The 22458-nt window shown below is 41.5% G+C and carries 10 protein-coding genes and 1 pseudogene; 6 read left to right on the top strand and 5 right to left on the bottom strand.

Going from position 1 to position 22458, the window contains the following annotated elements:
- Position 1: 1 nt before the first annotated feature.
- Positions 2-2992 (bottom strand): annotated as a pseudogene (locus ACGHVY_RS00460) (SusC/RagA family TonB-linked outer membrane protein); the annotation flags it as partial.
- Between the two features lie 984 nt (positions 2993-3976).
- Complete coding sequence (locus ACGHVY_RS00455) at positions 3977-5167, bottom strand: site-specific integrase (RefSeq protein ID WP_390596279.1); 1191 nt, start codon at positions 5165-5167, stop codon at positions 3977-3979.
- A gap of 451 nt (positions 5168-5618) precedes the next feature.
- On the opposite strand from ACGHVY_RS00455, the gene ACGHVY_RS00450 reads away from it, so the two are divergent.
- The 6 genes from ACGHVY_RS00450 (at position 5619) to ACGHVY_RS00425 (ending at position 16684) form a co-directional block, all read left to right on the top strand.
- Entirely contained in the window at positions 5619-8699 is a 3081-nt protein-coding gene (locus tag ACGHVY_RS00450) for a SusC/RagA family TonB-linked outer membrane protein (protein WP_390596278.1), read from the top strand.
- 15 nt (positions 8700-8714) lie between these two features.
- Entirely contained in the window at positions 8715-10154 is a 1440-nt protein-coding gene (locus tag ACGHVY_RS00445) for a RagB/SusD family nutrient uptake outer membrane protein (protein WP_390596275.1), read from the top strand.
- 128 nt (positions 10155-10282) lie between these two features.
- Positions 10283-11539, top strand: a complete 1257-nt coding sequence (hflX, locus tag ACGHVY_RS00440; RefSeq protein ID WP_390596273.1) for a GTPase HflX — start codon at positions 10283-10285, stop codon at positions 11537-11539.
- A 58-nt stretch (positions 11540-11597) separates the two neighbouring features.
- A complete protein-coding gene (locus ACGHVY_RS00435; RefSeq protein WP_390596272.1) occupies positions 11598-13589 on the top strand; it encodes a DUF4954 family protein in 1992 nt (663 codons plus the stop codon).
- 192 nt (positions 13590-13781) lie between these two features.
- Positions 13782-15419, top strand: coding sequence for a fumarate hydratase (locus ACGHVY_RS00430; protein ID WP_308744018.1), 1638 nt, complete (start codon positions 13782-13784; stop codon positions 15417-15419).
- A gap of 104 nt (positions 15420-15523) precedes the next feature.
- Entirely contained in the window at positions 15524-16684 is a 1161-nt protein-coding gene (locus ACGHVY_RS00425; RefSeq protein WP_390596269.1) for an acyltransferase, read from the top strand.
- 115 nt (positions 16685-16799) lie between these two features.
- Here ACGHVY_RS00425 and ACGHVY_RS00420 read toward each other — a convergent pair whose 3' ends face one another.
- Genes ACGHVY_RS00420 through ACGHVY_RS00410 form a run of 3 tightly spaced genes read right to left on the bottom strand, consistent with a single transcriptional unit; the run spans position 16800 to position 22270 of the window.
- A complete protein-coding gene (locus ACGHVY_RS00420) occupies positions 16800-18143 on the bottom strand; it encodes a TolC family protein (protein WP_390596267.1) in 1344 nt (447 codons plus the stop codon).
- Positions 18140-21172: an efflux RND transporter permease subunit gene (locus ACGHVY_RS00415; protein WP_308744021.1), complete on the bottom strand. Its 3033-nt coding sequence runs from the start codon at positions 21170-21172 to the stop codon at positions 18140-18142. Before ACGHVY_RS00415 ends, ACGHVY_RS00420 begins: the two co-directional genes overlap by 4 nt.
- Positions 21173-21184: 12 nt before the next feature.
- The gene (locus tag ACGHVY_RS00410) at positions 21185-22270 is read right to left on the bottom strand and encodes an efflux RND transporter periplasmic adaptor subunit (protein ID WP_390596264.1); all 1086 of its coding nucleotides are present in this window, start codon (positions 22268-22270) and stop codon (positions 21185-21187) included.
- Positions 22271-22458 lie beyond the last annotated feature (188 nt).

Below are 22458 nucleotides of genomic sequence, written 5' to 3'. Positions count from 1 at the left end.
TTTAAAATTTAACCATTAAGTTGAAACCGAAACGGCGTGAGCTAGGGTTGGCTGTATATTCCCCATAGTTACCTTCAAGGTCATTACCAAATGAAGTCATTTCGGGATCAATAAATGTATTGCTGGATGGAGTCCAAATAAATAGGTTGTTGCCATATGCTGAAACTTTGACTGCCTGGAAGGGAGTTTTAGCCAACCATTTTTTTGGTAAATCCCAGCCTAGTACAACAGAACGAAGTTTTACATAAGATTTATCCACCAAGAAGCAACTTCCCATATCCGAACCACCGTCACCCCAATATTTGTAAATATTGGAACTAGTAATAGGAGTTGTGTTTTCTACATAAGTTACCTGATCTCCGTTTACTATTTTATTTACCGAGTTAGGAACAATTAAAGGGTTACGGTCATTATATGCAGTCTGTATTGCATTACCTGTGAAGTAATTAATATCTTTAGTACGTGAATACATAACTCCACCCTGACGGATATCAAAATCAAGCCCTAAACTTAGACCTTTGTATTTGAAATTGGTAGAAATACCCATCTGATATTTATTATTCATATCACCACAAATTCCGAATTCAGCAGCTTCAACAGGAAGACCTGTTGATGAGTTTACAACAACTCTTCCCTGCGGATCGCGCTCGGCTACTTGAGCTTTGAATACTCCAACAGGCATTCCGGTTATAGCATACATACTTGTACCGCCATTCAAACCATAAATGATAGTGATTCCACCCAATTCTTCCGGCAGGCTGACTACTTTGCTCCAGTTTTTAGTAAGGTTCCATGTCAGTTCCCAAGCAAAATCTTTGGTTCTTATCGGAGTACCGCTGACCAATAGTTCAATACCACGATTACGTATCTTACCTAAATTCATGTTTTGTGCCGTATATCCTGAAGCAGGATCCATTGCCAAAGAGAAAATCTGCTTGTCGGTATTACGATTGTAGTAAGAAATATCGAATGACAATCGATTCTTCAAAAAGGCCATATTCAAACCAACTTCTGCTTCTGTTGTCATTTCCGGACTCAATGTATTACTTCCAAGCACATTTCCGGCCGAGTAAGCGTTAACGCCTCCTAACGGGAAAGTCAGATAACCAAAAGGTATTCTGTTTGAAGACTGCGCATATACAGGATTAACCATATATACATCGGCATCATTACCTGTTTTACCCCAGCTGGCACGTAATTTACCGAAAGTGATAACATCTTTCCATGTATCGTTCAGCAACTCACTGAAAATAAAACTACCTGTAAAACCCGGATAAAAGAAACTGCGGTTGCCTTTCGGAAGAGTGGAAGACCAGTCGTTTCGGGCAGTAACCGTTAAATATAACATATTCTTCCATGAACCTTCGAACTGTCCAAACACACCCATCAGGCGTCTAAGTTCCATATGTTGTTCTACAATGGGAGTTTTACCGGAATTTTTTAAGTTGAACCATGTGGGAATTGTCAGGTCATTTACCTCAGAATATTGATAAGAAACTTTACGTTCGTTGCCATTGAATCCTACCAATGCATTGACATTAAAATCATTGATTGGCATATTGAAACTAAGCAAAAGGTCCTGATTAATTTCACGGCGTCGGGTAATTTGTTCTGTATACTGTCCGGTCTCGCCGGAGAACGGACTACTGGAACCTTGTCCTTCTCCATTAGGAGTTCCTTCGTAATAAAGAGCATACAAATTCGGTTTTCCCTTATCACTTTGTCCCGTTGTAGTATCCAATCCCATACGGTACGTAAATTTGAAGTATTTCAAGAACTCATAATCTAATTGGAACTTTCCGTAGAACCTTTCAGATTCATACTTATTCAGATAGTTGTTCAAAATGTAATATGGGTTCATTACTCCATAAGGGGTGTAATAATAACCTGGAGTATTGAATAAATCAGTTTGGTCTTCCAATCCTATAATGCTAATATCTCGTGGTGACTGATACAAAGAGTTTAGCATGGATAGTCCTTGCCCTGTTGTCGCAAACTTATTCTGCTGATAGGCATAGTTCAATGAAGAAGAGAAAGTTAAAGCACCAACTTTGTGACTGCCACGCGCAGAAAATGTATATTTGTCATAACTGTCTGCATCTGTCGGAATCATACCATCATCACTAATCTGAGAGAAAGAAACATAATAATCGCTTTTATCAGTAGCTCCGTTAAATGAGATGCTATTACTATACCTGAATCCTGCATCAAAAAAGTCTTTGATATTATCAGGCATTGATACATAAGGTTTTAACTTTTGTGAGTTATTGTATACATTTCCCCATAACTGCATGGAACCATCAAAGCGAGGCCCCCAAGAGCCATTCTCTAATTCCGTATGATTGCCATTCCATCCCATACCGAATTCATTCTGAAATTCCGGTAAACGCAAGATGGTTGACCATTGAACTCCACCATTGTATTCTATCCCAATGCCTTTGCCTTTCCGTCCGCTTTTGGTGGTAATCATAACTACACCGTTTGCGGCCCGGCTACCATATAAAGCTGTTGCCGCAGCACCTTTTAATATAGTCATGTTTGCCACATCATCCGGATTAATAGCATTTGCTCCATTACCAAAATCGTATCCGCTGTTCAAACCATCTGTAGAATATACGGTAGAGTTGTTCAAAGGTACTCCATCTACTACATATAGAGGTTGGTTAGTACCGGATAATGAACTGACACCACGGATAATAACAGAATTAGAGGATCCCGGATCTGACGAGGTATTGGAAATCTGCACACCAGCAATCTTACCTGCCAAACTGGACATTACATCAGAAGTACGGCTCTCGGTAATCTTATCCCCTCCTACAGAGGTTGCCGCATAACCTAATGCCTTCTCTGACCTTTTTATGCCCATTGCTGTTACAACAACTTCGTCAATTTGCTGAGCATCCGACCTAAGTACAATCTTCAAATTAGGCTTTATCGCCACTTCCTGAGTCTGCATGCCAATGTACGAAATCTGCAAAGTCTTTGCAGAACTAAATATAATTGTAACCTCTTTATTATTAGCGATAAACAGATAATGTAATATCTATATAGTATAAATGCAATTTGAATATACTGTGCAGGTAATCAACATGTTAATGTTGATATAAAATCTTGAACCAATAATTTATTCTACTATATTTCCACCAAAATAATTTGTTTATTCATTTGATTATCAGTGGCGTATTCTTAACAAATAGCTGAAATGACAAACATAAATTGTTACTATTTTATGATAGGTAACCATTTTTATATCATTAATTGTTATAAATTTCGACCTTGAATGAACCTAACTTTACAATATTGAGTTAATTGATGTGATTTTCTCATTACTATAAAGTTGAAAAGTGTGTAAGTATCTGCAACGCTGCAACAATACCATTGTAATCTATTAATATATAAACAGTTATAGTGTTGCAGATACCTGTTGCAGATGGTGGCAGATACCCTTTATCTGCAACACACTAAAAACAACAAATCCTTCATGTAAACGCTGTAATCCTATATATGCAACAATGGTTTCCTACGTCTAAACACCAGTTCCTAGGCAGGAAATGCAAGTTTCCAAGTAGGGAAACGCAAGTTTCTGCGTATAGATACTAGAGTTTCCCTATGCGGATACTCTAGTTTCCCAGTATGGATACTGATATAACGCAGAGTCATCATACTTTAAGGGAATAGCTTTTCGAAACTGCACAATGTGTGTTGCAGATAAAGGGTATCTGCCACCATCTGCAACAGGTATCTGCAACACTATAACTGTTTATATATTAATAGATTACAATGGTATTGTTGCAGCGTTGCAGATACTTACACACTTTTCAACTTTATTGTAATGGGAAAATCACATCAACTAGCTCAATACCGCACGAATCGGCTTATTTCTTGTATGGAAATGCATAAGACTTTTAATACAGCCAGTCTATAAATTGGCTACTCTTACCTATAAAACAAGAATTTTAGAAATGGAGTTTTGAGTCTAATTCTTATGCGCGTTCTTTCCTTTCAATGAGGCTGCCTTCTCAAGATCACGTACAACCGTAATGTCCATTATATTTGCATATACTTGGGTGGTTTTCACACTTTTGTGACCTAATAATTTTTGTACAGTGGTTATATTCGCACCGCTATATAATAATAAAGTTGCATTTGTATGGCGGGCAGTATGAAAGGATACCCGCTTATCAATATCTGCCAATTTTGCTAATATATTCAACTCTTTGTTAATATTGGAATTATCTTTTAACTTGAAGAAACTATTCAGTTCTTCTTTATAGCGCTGCAATATACCAATTCCTTTACCTTCAAATAATAGGTATAATGGCAGACGGACTTCAATCCCTGTTTTTACAGATTTATATATAAGCCAAGTCTCCTGATGAAATTCGACAACATTCGCAGGTGTCAGATTTATAAAATCGGAATATCGCAGCCCTGCATAGCAGCAAAATAAAAAGGCATCTTTGGTCTTTTGTAATTTTGCATATCTTCCTGTTAACTGTAAATCCTCAAATTTGCGCAATTCTTCTGGTGACAAATGCGTATGATTACCTTCTATACTTTTAATCTTATATTTTCTGAAGGCATATTTTTGCACATCCATATATTCTTTGTTAATAGCAACGTTAACATATCGTTTTAGGTGCTTCATATGTTTGGCTATAGTGTTAAGGTGATACCCTTTGGATTGCAGGTAATTGTCAAATGAAGAAACAAATTCAAATGTCAAGTCCGTAAACGAGATGTCTTTTTTGAACTCCCGAAGTAATTCAAGCGTGGAAAGGTGATTTTGCTTGGTACTCTCTTTTAGAGAAGAATTTGCAACTTCTTCTTTATAGAAACTTAAAAATGATCTTCCATTGCTTATAGGTTTGTCAATGGCCTCCTTCAATAAATCCAGTGAAATCGGTTTGCCTTGTTGCCATAATCCAAGTTCAGCTTGTTCAATCGCCGCTATATATTCGTATAACATGCGGTTTATAACATCAGCATTAGGGTGACTTTTCACCATTCTTCGTTTAGCATCCCACTGATCAACTTTGAGATATATTTTGGTGGAGAAATACATTTTTCTCCTATTGAGATAAGCTTCGACCTGTACTAATGCCATTCCTTTCTTATTCAATTTCTTTTTTCTGTTAAAAACAAGATTGTAACTAATTTTTTCCATCCTTTTCTTTTTTAATTAATAATAGAACAAATTAAACGTAGTTCTGTGCTACATCGGAGATGAATATGCATTAATATCTCTAAAAAAATAATCTTTGAAAAGCTAAGTATTCACAAAACTTTAAATTATATGCCACTTTTTTATAGCTATTCTTCCGCAAAAAAACAAAAAGTAGCTCTATAAAAGCTATTTTGTGACGAAAAACGAGCAAAGGAAATATTAAATCGTACATTTTGCTCAATCAAAATGTTAGTATATGGTTTTAAAACTAATTGTTTTTATGTTTCAAAAATATGCTTATCAACATAAAAAGTACATCATAAATAACAATATGTTAGATTTGCAACCTTTTTTTATCAAAATAATTGTTAGTTTCATATTTATTAATATATTTGCAAATTGTTAGAGTAAAGAAACAATTAATGTAAAGTTAAACTTTAAGAGAGAATTTATGAAAAGAAAATTGATGCTGTTATTGGCATGCCTTTTTGTGGGCATAAGCCTAGTAACTGCCCAGACTCAGAAGGTCACAGGTGTTGTGATTTCTGAAGAAGATGGGCAGCCGGTTGTTGGCGCTTCTGTGTTGGTAAAAGGTACCACCCAAGGTACAATCACAGATGTAGATGGTAACTTTAATTTGTCGAATGTACCAAGTTCTGCAAAGACTTTGCAGATTTCGTATATTGGCATGCAGACTCAGGAAGTCACTATTAAACCTCGTTTGAAGGTTGTACTAAAATCTGATTCTCAACAAATAGACGAAGTAATGGTAGTTGCTTATGGTACTGCAAAGCGGGCATCATTTACAGGTGCTGCATCTACCGTTAAGGGAGATAAGGTTTTGAAGGATATTCCAGTGACTTCTTTCGAAGAAGCTCTCTCTGGAACAACTCCGGGATTGGCTATCAATTCTACCAGTGGGCAACCGGGGGCAGGATTACAGATCCGTGTGCGGGGTACCGGTTCTATGAACGCGTCTAATGAACCGTTGTACGTTATTGACGGTGTGCCGGTTGTGTCAGGAGATATTGCAATATCTGCTGTGACAAACGATTCGAAAGCATTCAATGTCATGTCGTCCATTAATCCGAGTGATATTGAGAATATCACAGTGTTAAAAGATGCGGCTGCCGCATCATTGTATGGTTCACGTGCCGCAAATGGTGTTATTCTGATAACGACGAAGCATGGTAAAGGTGGCAAGACCCGTGTTAATTTCAAGGCAAATTGGGGATTCTCGGATTGGGCGATGAAGAATCGTAAAAGCGTGAATGGGCAGCAACGTCACGAGTTGACATATGAAGCATGTTATAATGAAGCTACCATTTATGGTATTCCCGATGGTGACGGTAACTATACGGGGCCGGCTTCTGAAGAAGATGCAAAAGCATATGCACAGGAAATGGCAGATTTTTATGCTGATGCCAAATATGATGTTGACTGGGAGGATGCTTTTTTCCGTAAGCATGGTTCTAGTCAAAACTATGAGTTCTCAGCACAAGGTGGTGATGAACGCAATTCATTTTTTGCATCGTTGGCATATAAGAAAGAAGAAGGTAAATCAAGAACATCTTCATTAGATGGATTTATGGGACGTATTAACGCTGTTCATCGTTCGGCAAATAATAAATGGCAAATGGGAGCCAATATTTCGATGTCAAGACAAAATTCTTCAGTTTCAAGTGAAGGAACAGCTTATGCGAATCCTTTCTTCCTGATTAATTATGTATGTACTCCGAATATGCCGATCTATGATGATGAGGGTAATTACTATACGCATCCGTTCCTGCAGCAGGTATTTCCTCATACGCATCCGGTAGAAGATATTAATCTGGATAAAAATGAATCGAAAGTTTTCAGAAGTTTCAATAATTTGTGGGCTTCGTACCAGTTTATTGAGGGGTTGACTTTGAAGCAAAGTATTAGTTATGATTATGTGAACAATAACTCTGTTACTTACTGGCCGTTAAACTCTAACAATGGAACACTGACCGGCGGATTGAGAGCTACTTATCCGATGCAACAACAAAACAGCTATTCGTCTACCACCTTGAATTATGTAAAAACATTTAAGCTGAAACATAATCTGGATGCATTAATCGGTTGGGATGTAGATGACCGTCGTACTGAGTATGTCTTTGCTACATCTTCGGGATATCCACACGATAAACTTCCTGAATCTATCAATGCGGCTACACCTGAGGAAGGCTCTGCTTATTATACGGAAGACCATTTGCTTTCTTTATTGTCGCGTGTCAATTATGATTATGATAATAAATATTATGCGTCCGTAAACTTCCGTAGAGATGGTAGCTCACGTTTGGGAGCCAATAACCGTTGGGCTAATTTCTGGTCTGTATCAGCAGCCTGGAGATTGACACAGGAAGGTTTCATGAAGGGTATCACACAGGTTAATGACTTGAAAGTGAGAGCTTCCTATGGTATAAACGGGACATTGCCTAGAGACTTGTATGGTCATTTAAGTTTGTATGGATATGGCTATAATTATCAAAACATTGCGGGTTCGGCACCTCAATCAGTTCCTAATCCTGATTTGTCATGGGAGAAGAATAAAAACTTCAATATTGGTTTTGACGCATCTCTTTTTGATCGTTTGAATATTAGTTTCGATTATTACAGTCGTAGAACTAGCGATTTGTTGCAGAATGTACCGACTTCAATGGTTGTTGGTTTCAAGACGATGTTGAAGAATGTAGGCGAGATGACCAACAAAGGTGTGGAACTTGATATTAATGTTGATGTATTCAAACACACACAAGTAAAATGGAATACAGGTTTGGCACTTTCGCACAACTCCAATAAAGTGTCAAAGTTATATGAAGGAAAAGATATAATAAACGGTACCAGTATCATTCGTGAAGGCGAATCATACTATGCATGGTGGAGTCGTGAATGGGCAGGCGTTGATCCGGCGACAGGTGAGGAACAATGGGTGTTGAATACTAAGAATGAGGATGGAAGCCTTAATAAGGAACTGACGAAAGATCCGGCTCAGGCACAGAGAGTTGTTATCGGTAAACCGGATCCGAAACTTACCGGTGGTTGGAGAAACTCCGTATCATGGAAAGGGCTGGAATTAAACCTGTTGTTCAACTTCTCATTAGGTGGAAAAGTATTCGATACAATGAGAACAAGTTTCACAGATACTGACGGTTATGTGGTTTATTACAACTCTTCAGTCGACCAGCTTGACAGATGGCAGAAACCGGGTGATGTAACGAGTGTTCCGAGACGTATTAACAACTACGAATATGGAAATTACGGAAGTTCCCGTTTTATGAAAGACCTGAACTATTTGCGTCTGAAGAGCATGAGTCTGTCATATACTCTTCCGGCACAATTGGTACGTCGTGCACAGATGGAGAATGTACGCTTGTTTATTTCGGGAAGCAATCTCTTGACATGGACTTCTTATAAGAATGTTGATCCGGAACAGCCGATTAACGGTATTCCTACTTTTGCCTTCCCGAATCTGAAGAGTGTGACATTTGGTATTGAAATCGGATTTTAATAAGAAAAACAGAATATGATGAAAACAATCAATATAAATAAAAAAATAGGGGGAGTCCTTTTCGCCGGTTTGATCATGTTATCGTCCTGCAACGATTATCTGACAACTTTGCCTACGGATTCTCTGGTGAGCGACGGAGCGATAAGTACACCTGAGGATACAAAAACTGCGTTGAATGGTGCTTATGCCGGATTGATTAGTGCAAGAACTGATGGTGATACGTATTATTATTATGGAATGGATTTTCTGGCCCGTGCCGAGGTTGGTGGTGATGACACTCAGACAAATAAAATCGGTGATCGTACAGAAAATTACTACCGTTTTACATACCGTCAGAATAATGCCCCACAAGATTTGTGGTATACTCCATATGCGGTTATTAACAGAGTGAATGTGCTTTTGAATGCAATAGATAATGGTGATGTCCCAATGACGGATGTTGTGAAGAACTCAAAAGGTGAGGCGTTGGCTATTAGGGCATTGGCACATTTTAATTTGCTTATTACTTATGGAACACCCTATTTGAAAGATAACGGAGCTTCATTAGGAGTGCCTGTGGTAAAAAAAGTATTGACAGCGACCGACCTTCCGGGGCGTTCGACGGTAGCAGAGGGATATCAGGCTGTATTGGACGATTTGTCGGATGCGTTGGGACTGATAAATGAAGAGAAAAATTATGGGCATTTTAATAGGTGGGCTGTGAAAGCTCTGTTGGCACGTGTTAATTTGTATAAAGGTGACTATGATGCAGCTTATTCTTATGCCAAGGATGTGGTGGAGAACGGCCCTTATTCTTTGATTGATAATGCTGATTATCTGACAGTGTGGGGACAGGAAGAAAACAGTGAATCAATTTTTGATTTAGCGTTGTCGTCAACTTCCTATTCCGGCGACCGTGAGTTATGGGGAGCGGTAGTCAGTCCGAGCGAATATGGAGCAGTCGTTGCTACAAAAGCATTTGTTGATCTTTTGAATGAACGCTCTGACGATGTACGTATCGGTTTGTTGGTTACTGATAAGAATGGTACACAGCGTACTATAAACAAGTATCCGGGACGTGGAGCGGTTACAATTAACAATGTACGGGTTTTGCGCTTATCGGATATCTATTTGATTGCTGCTGAGGCTGCTTTGAAGAAAGCGTCACCTGATCAGGATTTGGCGGATGATTATTTATATGAAATCAGACATCGTGCTAGTCCAAGCGTTTCAAAGCAAGATGCTACATTGGATTTGATAGCCAAAGAGCGTCGTAAAGAATTGGTACTGGAAGGACATCGTTTATACGATGTGTTACGTCAAGGAGCAGAAATTACTCGTCAGGGTGGCTCTCATTTCTTGAATGGTAATGATTTGATAACGGTTAAATGGAGTGACTACCGGACTGTGATGCCTATTCCGCAGGCGGAAATGGATGCTAATCCGAATATGGAACAGAATACGGGATATAAATAAACTTATTTGCTCCGGGGATGTTTATCTCTTTGAAATGGAGTTTGTGATTGAGGAAAATGACGGAACTCAATCACAAGCTCCATATTTTTTGTTATATTTGCGCCCACATTATTATATAAGAGTAAAGAATGAAAGAATTTGTAATATCCGAAGCCAAAGTAGAGACAGCAATACTTGTCGGACTTATCACTCAGACACAGGATGAGCGTAAGACGAACGAGTATCTGGACGAATTGGCGTTCCTTGCCGAGACGGCTGGGGCGGAAGTTGTGAAACGATTTACGCAGAAGTTGCCGACAGCCAACTCGGTGACCTATGTAGGAAAAGGAAAACTGGAGGAAATCAGACAATATATCCATAACGAAGAGGAAGAAGAACGTGAAGTGGGAATGGTCATCTTTGATGACGAACTTTCCGCGAAACAGATTCGTAATATTGAAGCCGAACTGAAAGTGAAGATACTGGACCGTACTTCGCTGATTCTCGATATATTTGCCATGCGTGCCCAGACTGCCAATGCAAAGACGCAGGTGGAGCTGGCGCAGTACAAATATATGTTGCCGCGTCTGCAACGACTCTGGACTCACTTGGAACGCCAGGGCGGTGGTTCCGGTGCCGGTGGCGGTAAAGGTTCCGTGGGACTTCGTGGACCGGGTGAAACGCAGCTCGAAATGGATCGCCGTATCATCCTGAACCGTATGTCGTTGCTGAAAGAACGCCTGGCGGAAATTGATAAACAGAAAGCTACCCAACGCAAGAACCGTGGACGCATGATACGTGTCGCACTGGTCGGTTACACCAATGTCGGTAAATCGACAATGATGAACCTGCTGGCAAAGAGCGAGGTGTTTGCGGAAAACAAACTGTTCGCTACGTTGGACACTACCGTGCGTAAGGTGATTATAGATAATCTTCCGTTTTTGTTGTCGGATACGGTAGGATTTATCCGTAAGTTGCCTACCGACTTGGTTGAGTCCTTCAAATCGACCTTGGACGAAGTGCGCGAAGCGGATTTGCTGGTGCATGTAGTAGATATTTCCCACCCCGGATTTGAAGAACAGATTGAGGTGGTGAACAAGACACTTGCCGAAATTGGCGGCGGTGGCAAACCCATGATACTTGTATTCAACAAGATAGACGCCTATACCTACGTGGAGAAAGCGTCGGACGACCTTACCCCCCGAACTAAGGAAAACTTAACACTCGAAGAACTGATGAAGACGTGGATGGCAAAGATGGAGGACAACTGTCTCTTTATTTCCGCCCGCGAACGAATCAATATAGACGAACTGAAAGATGTAGTTTATCAACGAGTGAAAGAATTGCACGTTCAGAAATACCCCTATAACGATTTTCTTTATCAGACCTACGAAGAGGAAGAATAATTAATCAATGTGCTGCTTTGCTGATTGGGGGAAGCGGCACATTACTATATTTATTTATATGAAAGACTATCGTAGATTGACTGAAGATGAGGTGCTTCAGTTGAAGAGCCAGTCGTGTCTGGCCGATGATTGGGGAAATGTTCTGGTAGCCGATGGATTTAATTGTGAGTATGTCCATCACACCCGCTTTTCGGGCGAAGTGAAGCTAGGGGTATTTGAGGCTGAATTCACACTGCGGGGAGGCATTAAGAAACACTCGGGATTGCGCCATGTGACGCTGCACAATGTGACAGTTGGGGATAACTGCTGCATTGAGAATATCCAGAATTATATTGCTAATTATGAGATTGGCAGCGATACCTTTATCGAAAATGTGGATATCATCTTAGTGGATGGGTTGACAACTTTCGGTAATGGGGTGGAAGTGGCAGTTCTCAATGAAACCGGAGGACGCGAGGTGCTGATTAATGACAAGTTGTCTGCTCATCAGGCATATATACTTGCATTGTACCGTCACCGTCCCGAACTGATTAACCGCATGAAATCCATTGCGGATTATTATTCCAACAAACATGCGTCTGCCGTTGGCAGTATTGGCAATCACGTGATGATTCTCAATACTGGTTCCATCCGGAATGTGCGGATTGGCGATTACTGCCATATCTGCGGAACTTGTCGTCTGACCAATGGTAGCGTTAATAGTAACGTGACAGCTCCTGTGCATATCGGACATGGAGTAATTTGTGATGATTTTATTATCTCGTCCGGTTCGCAGATAGATGACGGCACGATGTTGAGCCGTTGCTTCGTCGGACAGTCCTGTAAATTGGGACACAACTATTCTGCTTCCGATTCCTTGTTTTTTAGTAATTGCCAGGGAGAGAATGGAGAAGCATGTGCCATTTTCGCAGGTCCTTTCACTGTGACACATCACAAATCTACTTTGCTGATTGCCGGAATGTTCTCATTTATGAATGCAGGTTCGGGCTCCAATCAGAGTAACCATATGTATAAGCTGGGCCCGATTCATCAGGGAACGATGGAGAGAGGAGCGAAAACCACTTCAGATTCATATATCCTGTGGCCGGCGCGTGTCGGAGCTTTTTCTCTTGTGATGGGGCGCCATGTCAATCATGCAGATACCTCTAATCTTCCTTTTTCTTACTTGATAGAGCAGCGGAATACGACTTATCTGGTTCCGGGAGTTAATCTGCGGAGCGTCGGTACAATCCGTGACGCTCAGAAATGGCCGAAACGTGACAAGCGGCAGGACCCGAACCGGTTGGATTATATCAATTACAACCTGTTGAGTCCTTATACCATTCAGAAAATGTTCAAAGGACGTTCTATCCTGAAAGAATTGAGACGGGTATCCGGTGTGACATCCGAAATCTATTCTTACCAAAGTGCCAAAATCAAAAACTCTTCTTTGAATAACGGTATCCGTTTTTATGAAATAGCTATTCATAAATTCTTGGGGAACTCAATCATTAAGCGGTTGGAAGGCATCAACTTCCAGAGCAACGAAGAAATCCGTCATCGTTTGAAACCGGATACGGAAATCGGAATCGGTGAGTGGGTGGATGTGTCCGGGCTGATTGCTCCAAAGAGCGAGATAGACCGTCTGTTGGATGGTATTGAGAACGGTACTATCAACCGTTTGAAGTCAATCAATGCCTGCTTCGCTGAGATGCACGAGAATTATTACACATACGAATGGACGTGGGCTTACAATAAGATTCAGGAATTTTATGGCTTGAATCCGGAGACTATTACGGCACAAGATGTGATTCGTATCGTAAAATCCTGGCAGGAAGCTGTCGTCGGACTGGATAAGATGGTATATGAGGATGCAAAGAAAGAATTCTCCCTGTCTTCCATGACCGGATTCGGTGCCGACGGTTCTCACGACGAAATGAAGCAGGACTTTGAACAAGTGCGCGGTGATTTCGAGAGCAATACGTTTGTGACGGCTGTGTTGAAACATATTGAAGAAAAAACAGCGCTTGGAAATGAACTGATTAAACGTATTGAAAACATACAAGAGTAAATAAACCATAACCTGTGAAATGATAAACGGTGGGCATTGTGTAACTAAAGCACAACTTGTCCACCGTTTTCGTTTCCGTTCTGCAATTCTCCGTTATTCATTCTTAATTCTTCATTCTTCATTCATCATTCTTCATTCTTAATTATTACCTTTGTCACACTAACTAACATTACGTAATAAAATAAGAAACTTATGGCAACACCTCCGTTTAAGTATCAGCCCATGTTTGAAAAGGGGAAAGATACAACTGAGTATTATCTGCTTACAAAAGACTATGTGTCGGTAAGCGAGTTTGAAGGGAATCCTATTCTGAAAATTGAGAAAGAAGGTCTGACTGCGATGGCTAATGCGGCTTTTCGTGATGTATCATTCATGCTTCGCCGTTCGCACAACGAACAAGTTGCTAAGATTCTGAGCGATCCGGAAGCAAGTGAAAATGATAAATATGTGGCATTGACTTTCCTGCGTAATGCGGAAGTTGCTTCAAAGGGGATACTTCCTTTCTGTCAAGATACGGGTACTGCCATCATCCATGGTGAGAAAGGACAACAGGTATGGACTGGCTATTCGGATGAAGAGGCTCTTTCACTGGGTGTTTATAAGACATATACTGAAGAGAACCTGCGTTATTCTCAGAATGCACCTCTGAATATGTATGATGAGGTGAATACAAAATGTAATCTTCCTGCACAGATTGACATCGAAGCTACCGAAGGCATGGAGTATGAATTCCTTTGTGTAACAAAAGGTGGTGGTTCTGCCAACAAGACTTATCTTTATCAAGAAACAAAAGCTATCCTGAATCCGGGTACATTGGTTCCGTTCCTGGTTGAAAAAATGAAAACTTTGGGAACAGCCGCTTGTCCTCCTTATCATATTGCTTTCGTTATCGGCGGTACTTCTGCTGAGAAGAACCTGCTGACAGTGAAGCTGGCTTCTACTCATTTCTATGATAACCTGCCGACAACTGGAAATGAATACGGTCGTGCTTTCCGTGATGTCGAACTGGAAAAAGAAGTATTGGCGGAAGCCCACAAGATTGGTCTTGGAGCTCAATTCGGCGGTAAATATCTGGCTCACGATGTCCGTATCATCCGTTTGCCGCGTCACGGTGCTTCTTGTCCGGTAGGTCTAGGCGTATCCTGCTCTGCCGACCGTAACATCAAATGTAAAATCAACAAGGAAGGTATCTGGATTGAGAAACTGGATTCAAATCCGGGCGAACTTATTCCGGTGGAACTGCGTAAAGCGGGAGAAGGCGATGTTGTAAAAATCGACCTGAACCGCCCGATGGCTGAAATCCTGAAAGAACTGACTAAATATCCGGTATCGACCCGTTTGTCATTGAACGGAACGATTATTGTAGGCCGTGACATTGCTCACGCTAAACTGAAAGAACGTTTGGACCGTGGTGAAGAGCTGCCTCAATATATCAAAGATCATCCTATTTACTATGCAGGTCCGGCCAAGACACCGGAAGGTATGGCTTGTGGCTCTATGGGGCCGACTACGGCTGGGCGTATGGACTCGTATGTAGAACTGTTCCAAAGTCATGGCGGCAGCATGATTATGTTGGCAAAAGGTAACCGTAGCCAGCAGGTGACGGATGCTTGTAAGAAGTATGGCGGTTTCTATCTGGGTTCTATCGGTGGTCCGGCAGCTATCCTTGCTCAGAATAATATCAAGAGCATTGAGTGTGTGGAATATCCTGAACTGGGTATGGAAGCTATCTGGAAGATTGAAGTAGAGGATTTCCCGGCATTCATTTTGGTTGACGATAAGGGCAATGACTTCTTCAAGCAGTTGAAGCCATGGAATTGCACTAAATAAGCAGTCAATAAATTCGTTTATATAAAATTATTCATTTGAGGGATACCTGTCTTTCGTATGGGTATCCCTTTTTTATTAACTTCTCCTTTCTACTCACTAACATTATGAAACCACCGACAATCGAACTGACTACTCAAAAGAACCGGCACATCGTATGGCTGGATGTTGTACGCCTTATCGCAATGTTTACAGTTGTCTGCTGCCATTGTACCGATCCTTTTAATTTTTATCCGGGTACTGCTCCCAATATTGGGGAAATTAAATTATGGGGAGCCATTTATGGAGCTGTCCTCCGTCCTTGTGTGCCCCTGTTTGTGATGATAACGGGCGCATTGCTTTTGCCTGTCAAGGGTGATACTTCCACTTTTTATAAGAAACGTATTACCCGTGTCCTGTATCCGTTCTTAATCTGGTCTGTTATCTATAATCTTTTTCCTTGGCTGACAGGCATATTGGGGCTGGATCCTAAGATTATTCTTGATTTCTTTCCTTATTCCGGTGAGGAAGTGATGCAGCAATCCTTTTCGGTAGCTATACGATATATCCTGATGATTCCTTTTAACTTCTCCCTTCTGGCAGTGCATATGTGGTATATTTATCTGCTTATCGGGCTTTATCTTTACTTGCCTATATTTTCGGCATGGGTGGAAAGGGCTTCGCAACGTGCAAAATTGATGTTCCTGCTGGCTTGGGGTGTGACCTTGCTTCTGCCTTATTATTATCAGTTCGTTTCTCCTTACCTGTGGGGCTCTTGTTCATGGAATTCTTTCGGAATGTTGTATGCATTTGCCGGATTCAACGGATATTTATTATTGGGACATTATCTGAAAGACCTTGACTGGAGCTTGAAGAAAACATTGGTAATCGGTATTCCTATGTTTGTGGTAGGTTATGTGGTGACGTTCTTCGGTTTCCGGTATATGACGGCTTTGCCGGATTGTACAGATGAAATGTTAGAGCTTTTCTTTACTTATTGTTCTCTTAATGTGGTGATGATGACCGTACCTGTATTTATGCTGGCTAAAAAAGTCGATGTCCGTTCGGAGAGAATACGGAAAGCATTAGCTAATTTGACAGTTTGTGGCTTCGGTGTTTATATGATACATTATTTCTTCACCGGTCCGTCGGTGGTATTGGTGAGAGCTCTCGATATACCTGTTCCTTTGCAGATACCGATTGCTGCGATAGTAGCTTTTGCTACTTCCTGGTTGATAGTGAATTTGGTGAACCGTATTGGCAAATCTGCAAAATATATTATGGGATAAAAGCTGGAAGCCTTTTTGGAGAGAGGGGCATAAGAACAAAAGAACATATGCTTTCCGATATCACTATTCTTGAAATATTAAGCGTGGAGCATATATTCTTTTGTTCTTATGTTTTTTATTCTTTCAGATACTTTGTAATCTTTCCGCTAATCTGCAATAAGGAAATTTCGCAAAGTTTCGTGTTATACTCTGCGGAGAGGATACGCTCTTCCGCATCCAATAAGCTCTTTTGTGCTTCGCGTACTTCAAAACCGGAAAGGTCTCCCTGGATATAACGATCCATGGCAATATCATGGTTATCCTTGGCAGTTACAAGATTCTGTCGTTCCAAATTCAGGAGTTGAAGATTGTTGCGATATGCCTGCCACAAGTTGCTGAGGTCGGAGCGGAGTGCCAGTTCAAGGTTCTGTCGTTCCAGACGTCGGTTTTTGAATGCAAGAGTCGCATTTCGCTTTTCGCGTCGGCGATTTCCATCGAAGATATTAAATCCGACAGTAACTCCGGCATTAAAGCCTAAATTGCCTCTTCTACTGGTGGCGTTGATGTCGTATTTATTGAAGGTATATCCGTATCCGGTATTTAATCTAAGATATGGATAGTTGCGCGAATTTATTTTTTTATAATCCAATTGTGCGAGTACTGTGTTCTGATCAGCTTTTAATAAAGAAGCGTTTGTTGCCAATGTACTGTTCCACAATTCTTCGAACTTCAAGTCGCTGTATACGTCAATGGTAGAATCCTTGATGATAATAATTTGATTTACATTATTATTAGCCATCAGCTCATTCAACTGGATACGTGAAGAGTGCAGTAACTCCTGTTGTTTCATATATTGGGCACTATCCGCATTGAAGTCCACTTTCGCCTGTTGATAATCCAAGCCGGAGAATTTGCCGACAAGATGGCTCGCTTCCGCTATGCGCAAGCGCTCTTTAGAAAGTGACATTGCATAATGGAAGTTTTTCAGACGAATCTTCTGCTGGATAAAATTATAGTATTCTGACGTCAGGTCGGCAATGAAATCTTCGATAGCTATACGGGTGTTAGTTTCGCCTTGTCGTTCCAACTCTTTCAACTGCTTGTAAGTTGTGCTGATATTGAACCCGTCAAAGATGGTCCAATTAAGATTGAGGCCGACATTGATTGTCTGGTCGTATACTCCATTGTTCTTTGTAATCTCCCCGGTGGCACGGGTCTTGCTTTCGATGTTGTCCAAATTTCCGGTGTATCCGGCAGAAAAATCCAGCGTCGGCAGATAGCCTGCGTTTCCCAATGTCGCGTTGTTCTTGCTGATTTGCTCTTCGTTATGGACGATGCGCAAAGAGTAATTGTTTTGTAATCCTTCCTCTAGGCAATCTTTTAAGGTGAGCACCTGTGCCTTTACAGTAGAAACTGATAAGAAGGCACATGCGGTAACTATATATGCGATGCGTTTTATGCAAATTCCTTTCTGTTTCATTCTTTTAGTTTTTTGATTCGGTTCGTCGAAATATAACTGTAAATAGCCGGCACGATATACATGGTAAGCAAAGTGGAAACGACCATGCCGCCTACTACTGCCGTACCCATGGCGATACGCTGGTTGGCACCTTCTCCGGTGGCAAATGCCAATGGGATAAGTCCCAGAACCGTAGAAGCACTTGTCATCAGAATCGGGCGGAGACGTTGCAGGGCAGAATCCTTGATTGCACTCATCTTGTCTTCTCCGGCTTCCTGTTTTTGATTGGCAAATTCCACAATCAGGATACCGTTTTTGGCTACCAGTCCGATAAGCATAATGATACCAATCTGACTGAAAATATTCATTGTAATATCTCCAAAGTACATAAACACTAATGCTCCGGCAATAGCCAGCGGCACCGTCAACATGATAATCAACGGGTCTTTGAAACTCTCGAACTGGGCTGCCAGAATCAAATAAATCAGAAGAATAGCCAAAATAAAGGCGAACATCAAACTGGAAGAACTTTCACGATACTCCTTGGAATCGCCTGCCAAAGCAGTACGGAAAGTGTCGTCCAATGTTTCCTTGGCTATCTTGTCCATTTCATCCAACCCTTGTCCGATTGTTTTTCCATCCGCCAGTCCCGCAGAGATAGTGGCTGATACAAAACGGTTGTAGCGGTATAGTTTAGGCGGTGCAATACCACTTTCCAATTCAATCAGATTGTCCAATTGAATCATATCTCCATTATTGCTACGGACATAAATCGCTTTCAAGTCGGCCGGTTTGTTTCTTTGCTGGCGGTTGATTTCGCCAAGGATTTCGTATTGTTTTCCGTTCATATAGAAATATCCCATACGCTGACCGCTCAATCCGTATTGCAAAGTCTGGGCAATATTCTTTGTACTTACGCCCATGATGCTGGCCTTGTCGCGATTAATTTGGATACGGGCTTCCGGTTTGCTGAACTTCAAGTCAACGTCTGCCATCTGGAAGACTGGGTTTTCATACACTTTAGCCATGAATTTAGGTAATACCTCTTCCAGTTTTTCCAAATTGGTGGCTTGAAGCACATATTGGACAGGCATACTTCCACGGCGTCCGCCGAAGGAAGATTGCTGTTGCACGAACGAACGCGCCATTGTTTTCTTCTGTACAGCTTTCGAGATTTTCTCGGCAACTTCCATCTGTGTGTAGTTACGGTCCTTCATGTCCTTCAGCGTGATACGTACGTTCCCGCTACCGCTGGATACACGGGCGGTCACGGCTTCCGCATCCGGTAGGATGGAGTCGACAAGCTGGTTGATGTCTTCGGTATAATCACGTATATATTCATAAGTGACTCCCTCTGCACCTCTCGTATTGATGCTGATTTGCGAACGGTCTTCCAAAGGTGCCATTTCCGAAGGAACTGCATTCCATAAAACACCAATCAGGCAAATCGTGATGAATGTGAATGGAAGTGCAATCCACCGTTTATTCAGGAAAGCGGCAAGTGAACGGCTGTATAGCCGGTTCATTCCTTCAAAGAAAGGTTCTGTCTTTGTATAGAACCAGCCTTGTTTCTCCCGCTTTATAAGTAGCTTGGTTGCCAACATTGGCGTGAAAGTCAATGCGGCAAATGAAGAGATGATAACCGACCCTGAGATTACGATACTGAACTCCCGGAACAAACGTCCCGTCATACCATCCATAAAGACGATGGGGAAGAATACGGCGATCAGCGTGATAGTCGTTGAAATAACGGCAAAAAAGATTTCTTTGGCCCCTTCGATACCCGCCTCTTTCGGAGTCATTCCTTTTTCGATACGGATATAGATATTCTCTGTCATTACGATAGCATCATCTACCACCAATCCCACAGACAATACGATGGCAAGCATGGAAAGCACATTGATTGAGAATCCAGCCAAATACATGACGAAGAATGCGCCGATAAGGGAGACAGGAATCACGATACATGGCACCAGCGTAACACGCCAGTCGCGCAAGAAAAGGAAAATAATGATGATAACGAGTATAAAAGCTTCATATACAGTTGATTTTACCTCATTGATAGATGCACGGATAAACTTGGTATTATCAAAACCGTAATTATAGTGTACATCTTCCGGCAAGTCTTTTTTCATTTGTTCCATACGCTGATATACAGCGTCTGCAATTTCAATATGATTAGCTCCCGGTTGTGGAATAACTACAACGCCTACCATCGGTACGCCGTTCATCTTCATATAACTCTTGATGTCGGCAGGTCCCAGTTCGGCACGTCCGATATCACTGAAACGCACGATACGATTATTCTCTTCTTTGATAATCAAGTCGTTGAACTCGTCCGCTGTATGCATCAATCCTAATGTGCGAATCGTCAACTCGGTTGTATTTCCTTCGATACTGCCTGACGGAAGTTCCACATTCTCATTATCCACTGCATTTTTTACGTCAATAGGGCTGATACCGTAGCCTGCCATTTTTGCCGGGTCGAGCCAGAGTCGCATGGAATAGCGTTTTTCTCCCCAAATGGATACGCTACTGACATCAGAAATGGTTTGTAATTGCTCTTTAACCGTTAAGTCTGCAATTTCACTCAATTCCAAAAGGGTACGTTTGTCGCTTTGCAGAGCTACCATCAAGATAGGCATGGCGTCCGCATCCGCTTTCGATACTGTCGGCGGGTCACAGTCGCGCGGCAGATAGCGTTGTGCGCGTGAAACCTTGTCACGCACGTCATTTGCCGCCGTTTCCAGGTCGACGGACAATTCAAACTCTACCGTAATACGGCTCTGTCCCTGTTGGCTGACACTGGACAAAGAACGGATACCCGGAATACCATTGATGTTCTGTTCCAATGGTTCGGTAATCTGGTTCTCGATAACGTCGGCGTTGGCTCCCGGATAAGAACAACTGACGGAAATAATCGGATTATCCACTGACGGATATTCACGGACACCCAAATAGTTGTATCCGATAAATCCGAAGAGTAGGATAATAATCGTAAGTACGGTGGCTAATACCGGGCGGCGTATGCTTAATTCGGATATGTTCATAAGGCACTGGTATTAATCAATGTTGTCAAGTGTCACAGCAAGTCCGGTACGGAGTTGCAATGTTCCTGAAGTGATGATGGTATCTCCCATATGCAATCCTCTTATCACCTGCACTTCCGATGCGGTGCGGATTCCGGTAGTGATATCCACCGGTTCGGCTTTTCCGGATTTGTAGAGGTAGACTTTATCTTTACCCATTTCCGGCACAATCGCTTCCGTAGGGATGGCGATGGCATTTTCTATCTCGTCTTTTTTTATCAGCACGCTTGCATAGCGGCCGGGAAGCAGGATATGGTTCACATTCGGATATAGTGCACGGGCGGTAAACTGGTGCAGGTTAGGGTCGATAGCTGATTCCACAGCATATACTTGTGCGCCGAAAGCATCCAAATTGCCTTCCACGTTGAAGTTTAAGTTAGTCCCTTTTTTTATCTGTTTGGCGTAACGTTCCGGTACGGAAAACTCCACTTTGAGAGGAGCTATTTTAGTTAGTTTGGCAACGACCGTAGTGGGAGAGGCATAACTACCGATACTGACCTGGCGGAGTCCGATAACTCCGTCGAACGGAGCGCGAAGCTCGGTCAATTCAATATTGGCCTTGATTATTTCTATGTCTGCGTTCAAAGTAGCCAAATCCGTTTTTACTTGTTCGTAAGCTTCTTTACTGACAGCATCCCGCTTCAATAGCGCATCTTGGCGGAACACACGGTCTTCTGCCAATTTCAATTGCGAAACAAGACGTTGTAATTGTGCTTGCAACTGCCGGTCGTTTACTTTGGCAAGCAACTGGCCTTTTTTCACCGATGTTCCTTCCTCAAAATTGATTTCGACAATTTTTCCGGAAGTCTCGAAAGACAAATCCACTTCTTCATCGGGCAGAAGTACTCCTGTGGTTGTAAATTCATCCGTCAGGGATTGTGGCTTTATGACTTTGGCGTTTACATTTAAAGTTTGCTTTCCTTTTCTTTTATTACCGCCCATTACTTTGTCGGCAGCGGCTAGTTCGTTGTTCTTTTTGGGTAATTGTGAGTAGATTCCTCCACCAATAATTCCGGCACCAACAAGAATAATGATGCCCCATTTAGTTTTCTTATTCATGGTTTAGTATCGTATATAGCTATTGAATAATTATTCTTTCGTTGATTAGACACCGTATCTTTGCAATGGTTTAATCTCAAAATGTTTTTTCCTGGAAATAAAAGTAAAGAAATGAAAATGATTATGTAAAAAGAGCCCGGTATAGTGCCGGGCTCGAATAAAAAAGAATCTAATACCTTAAGTTATTA

Source organism: Bacteroides sp. f07 (assembly GCF_042854785.1).
GTDB lineage: Bacteria > Bacteroidota > Bacteroidia > Bacteroidales > Bacteroidaceae > Bacteroides.
This window is presented reverse-complemented; position numbering and strand designations above follow the sequence as displayed.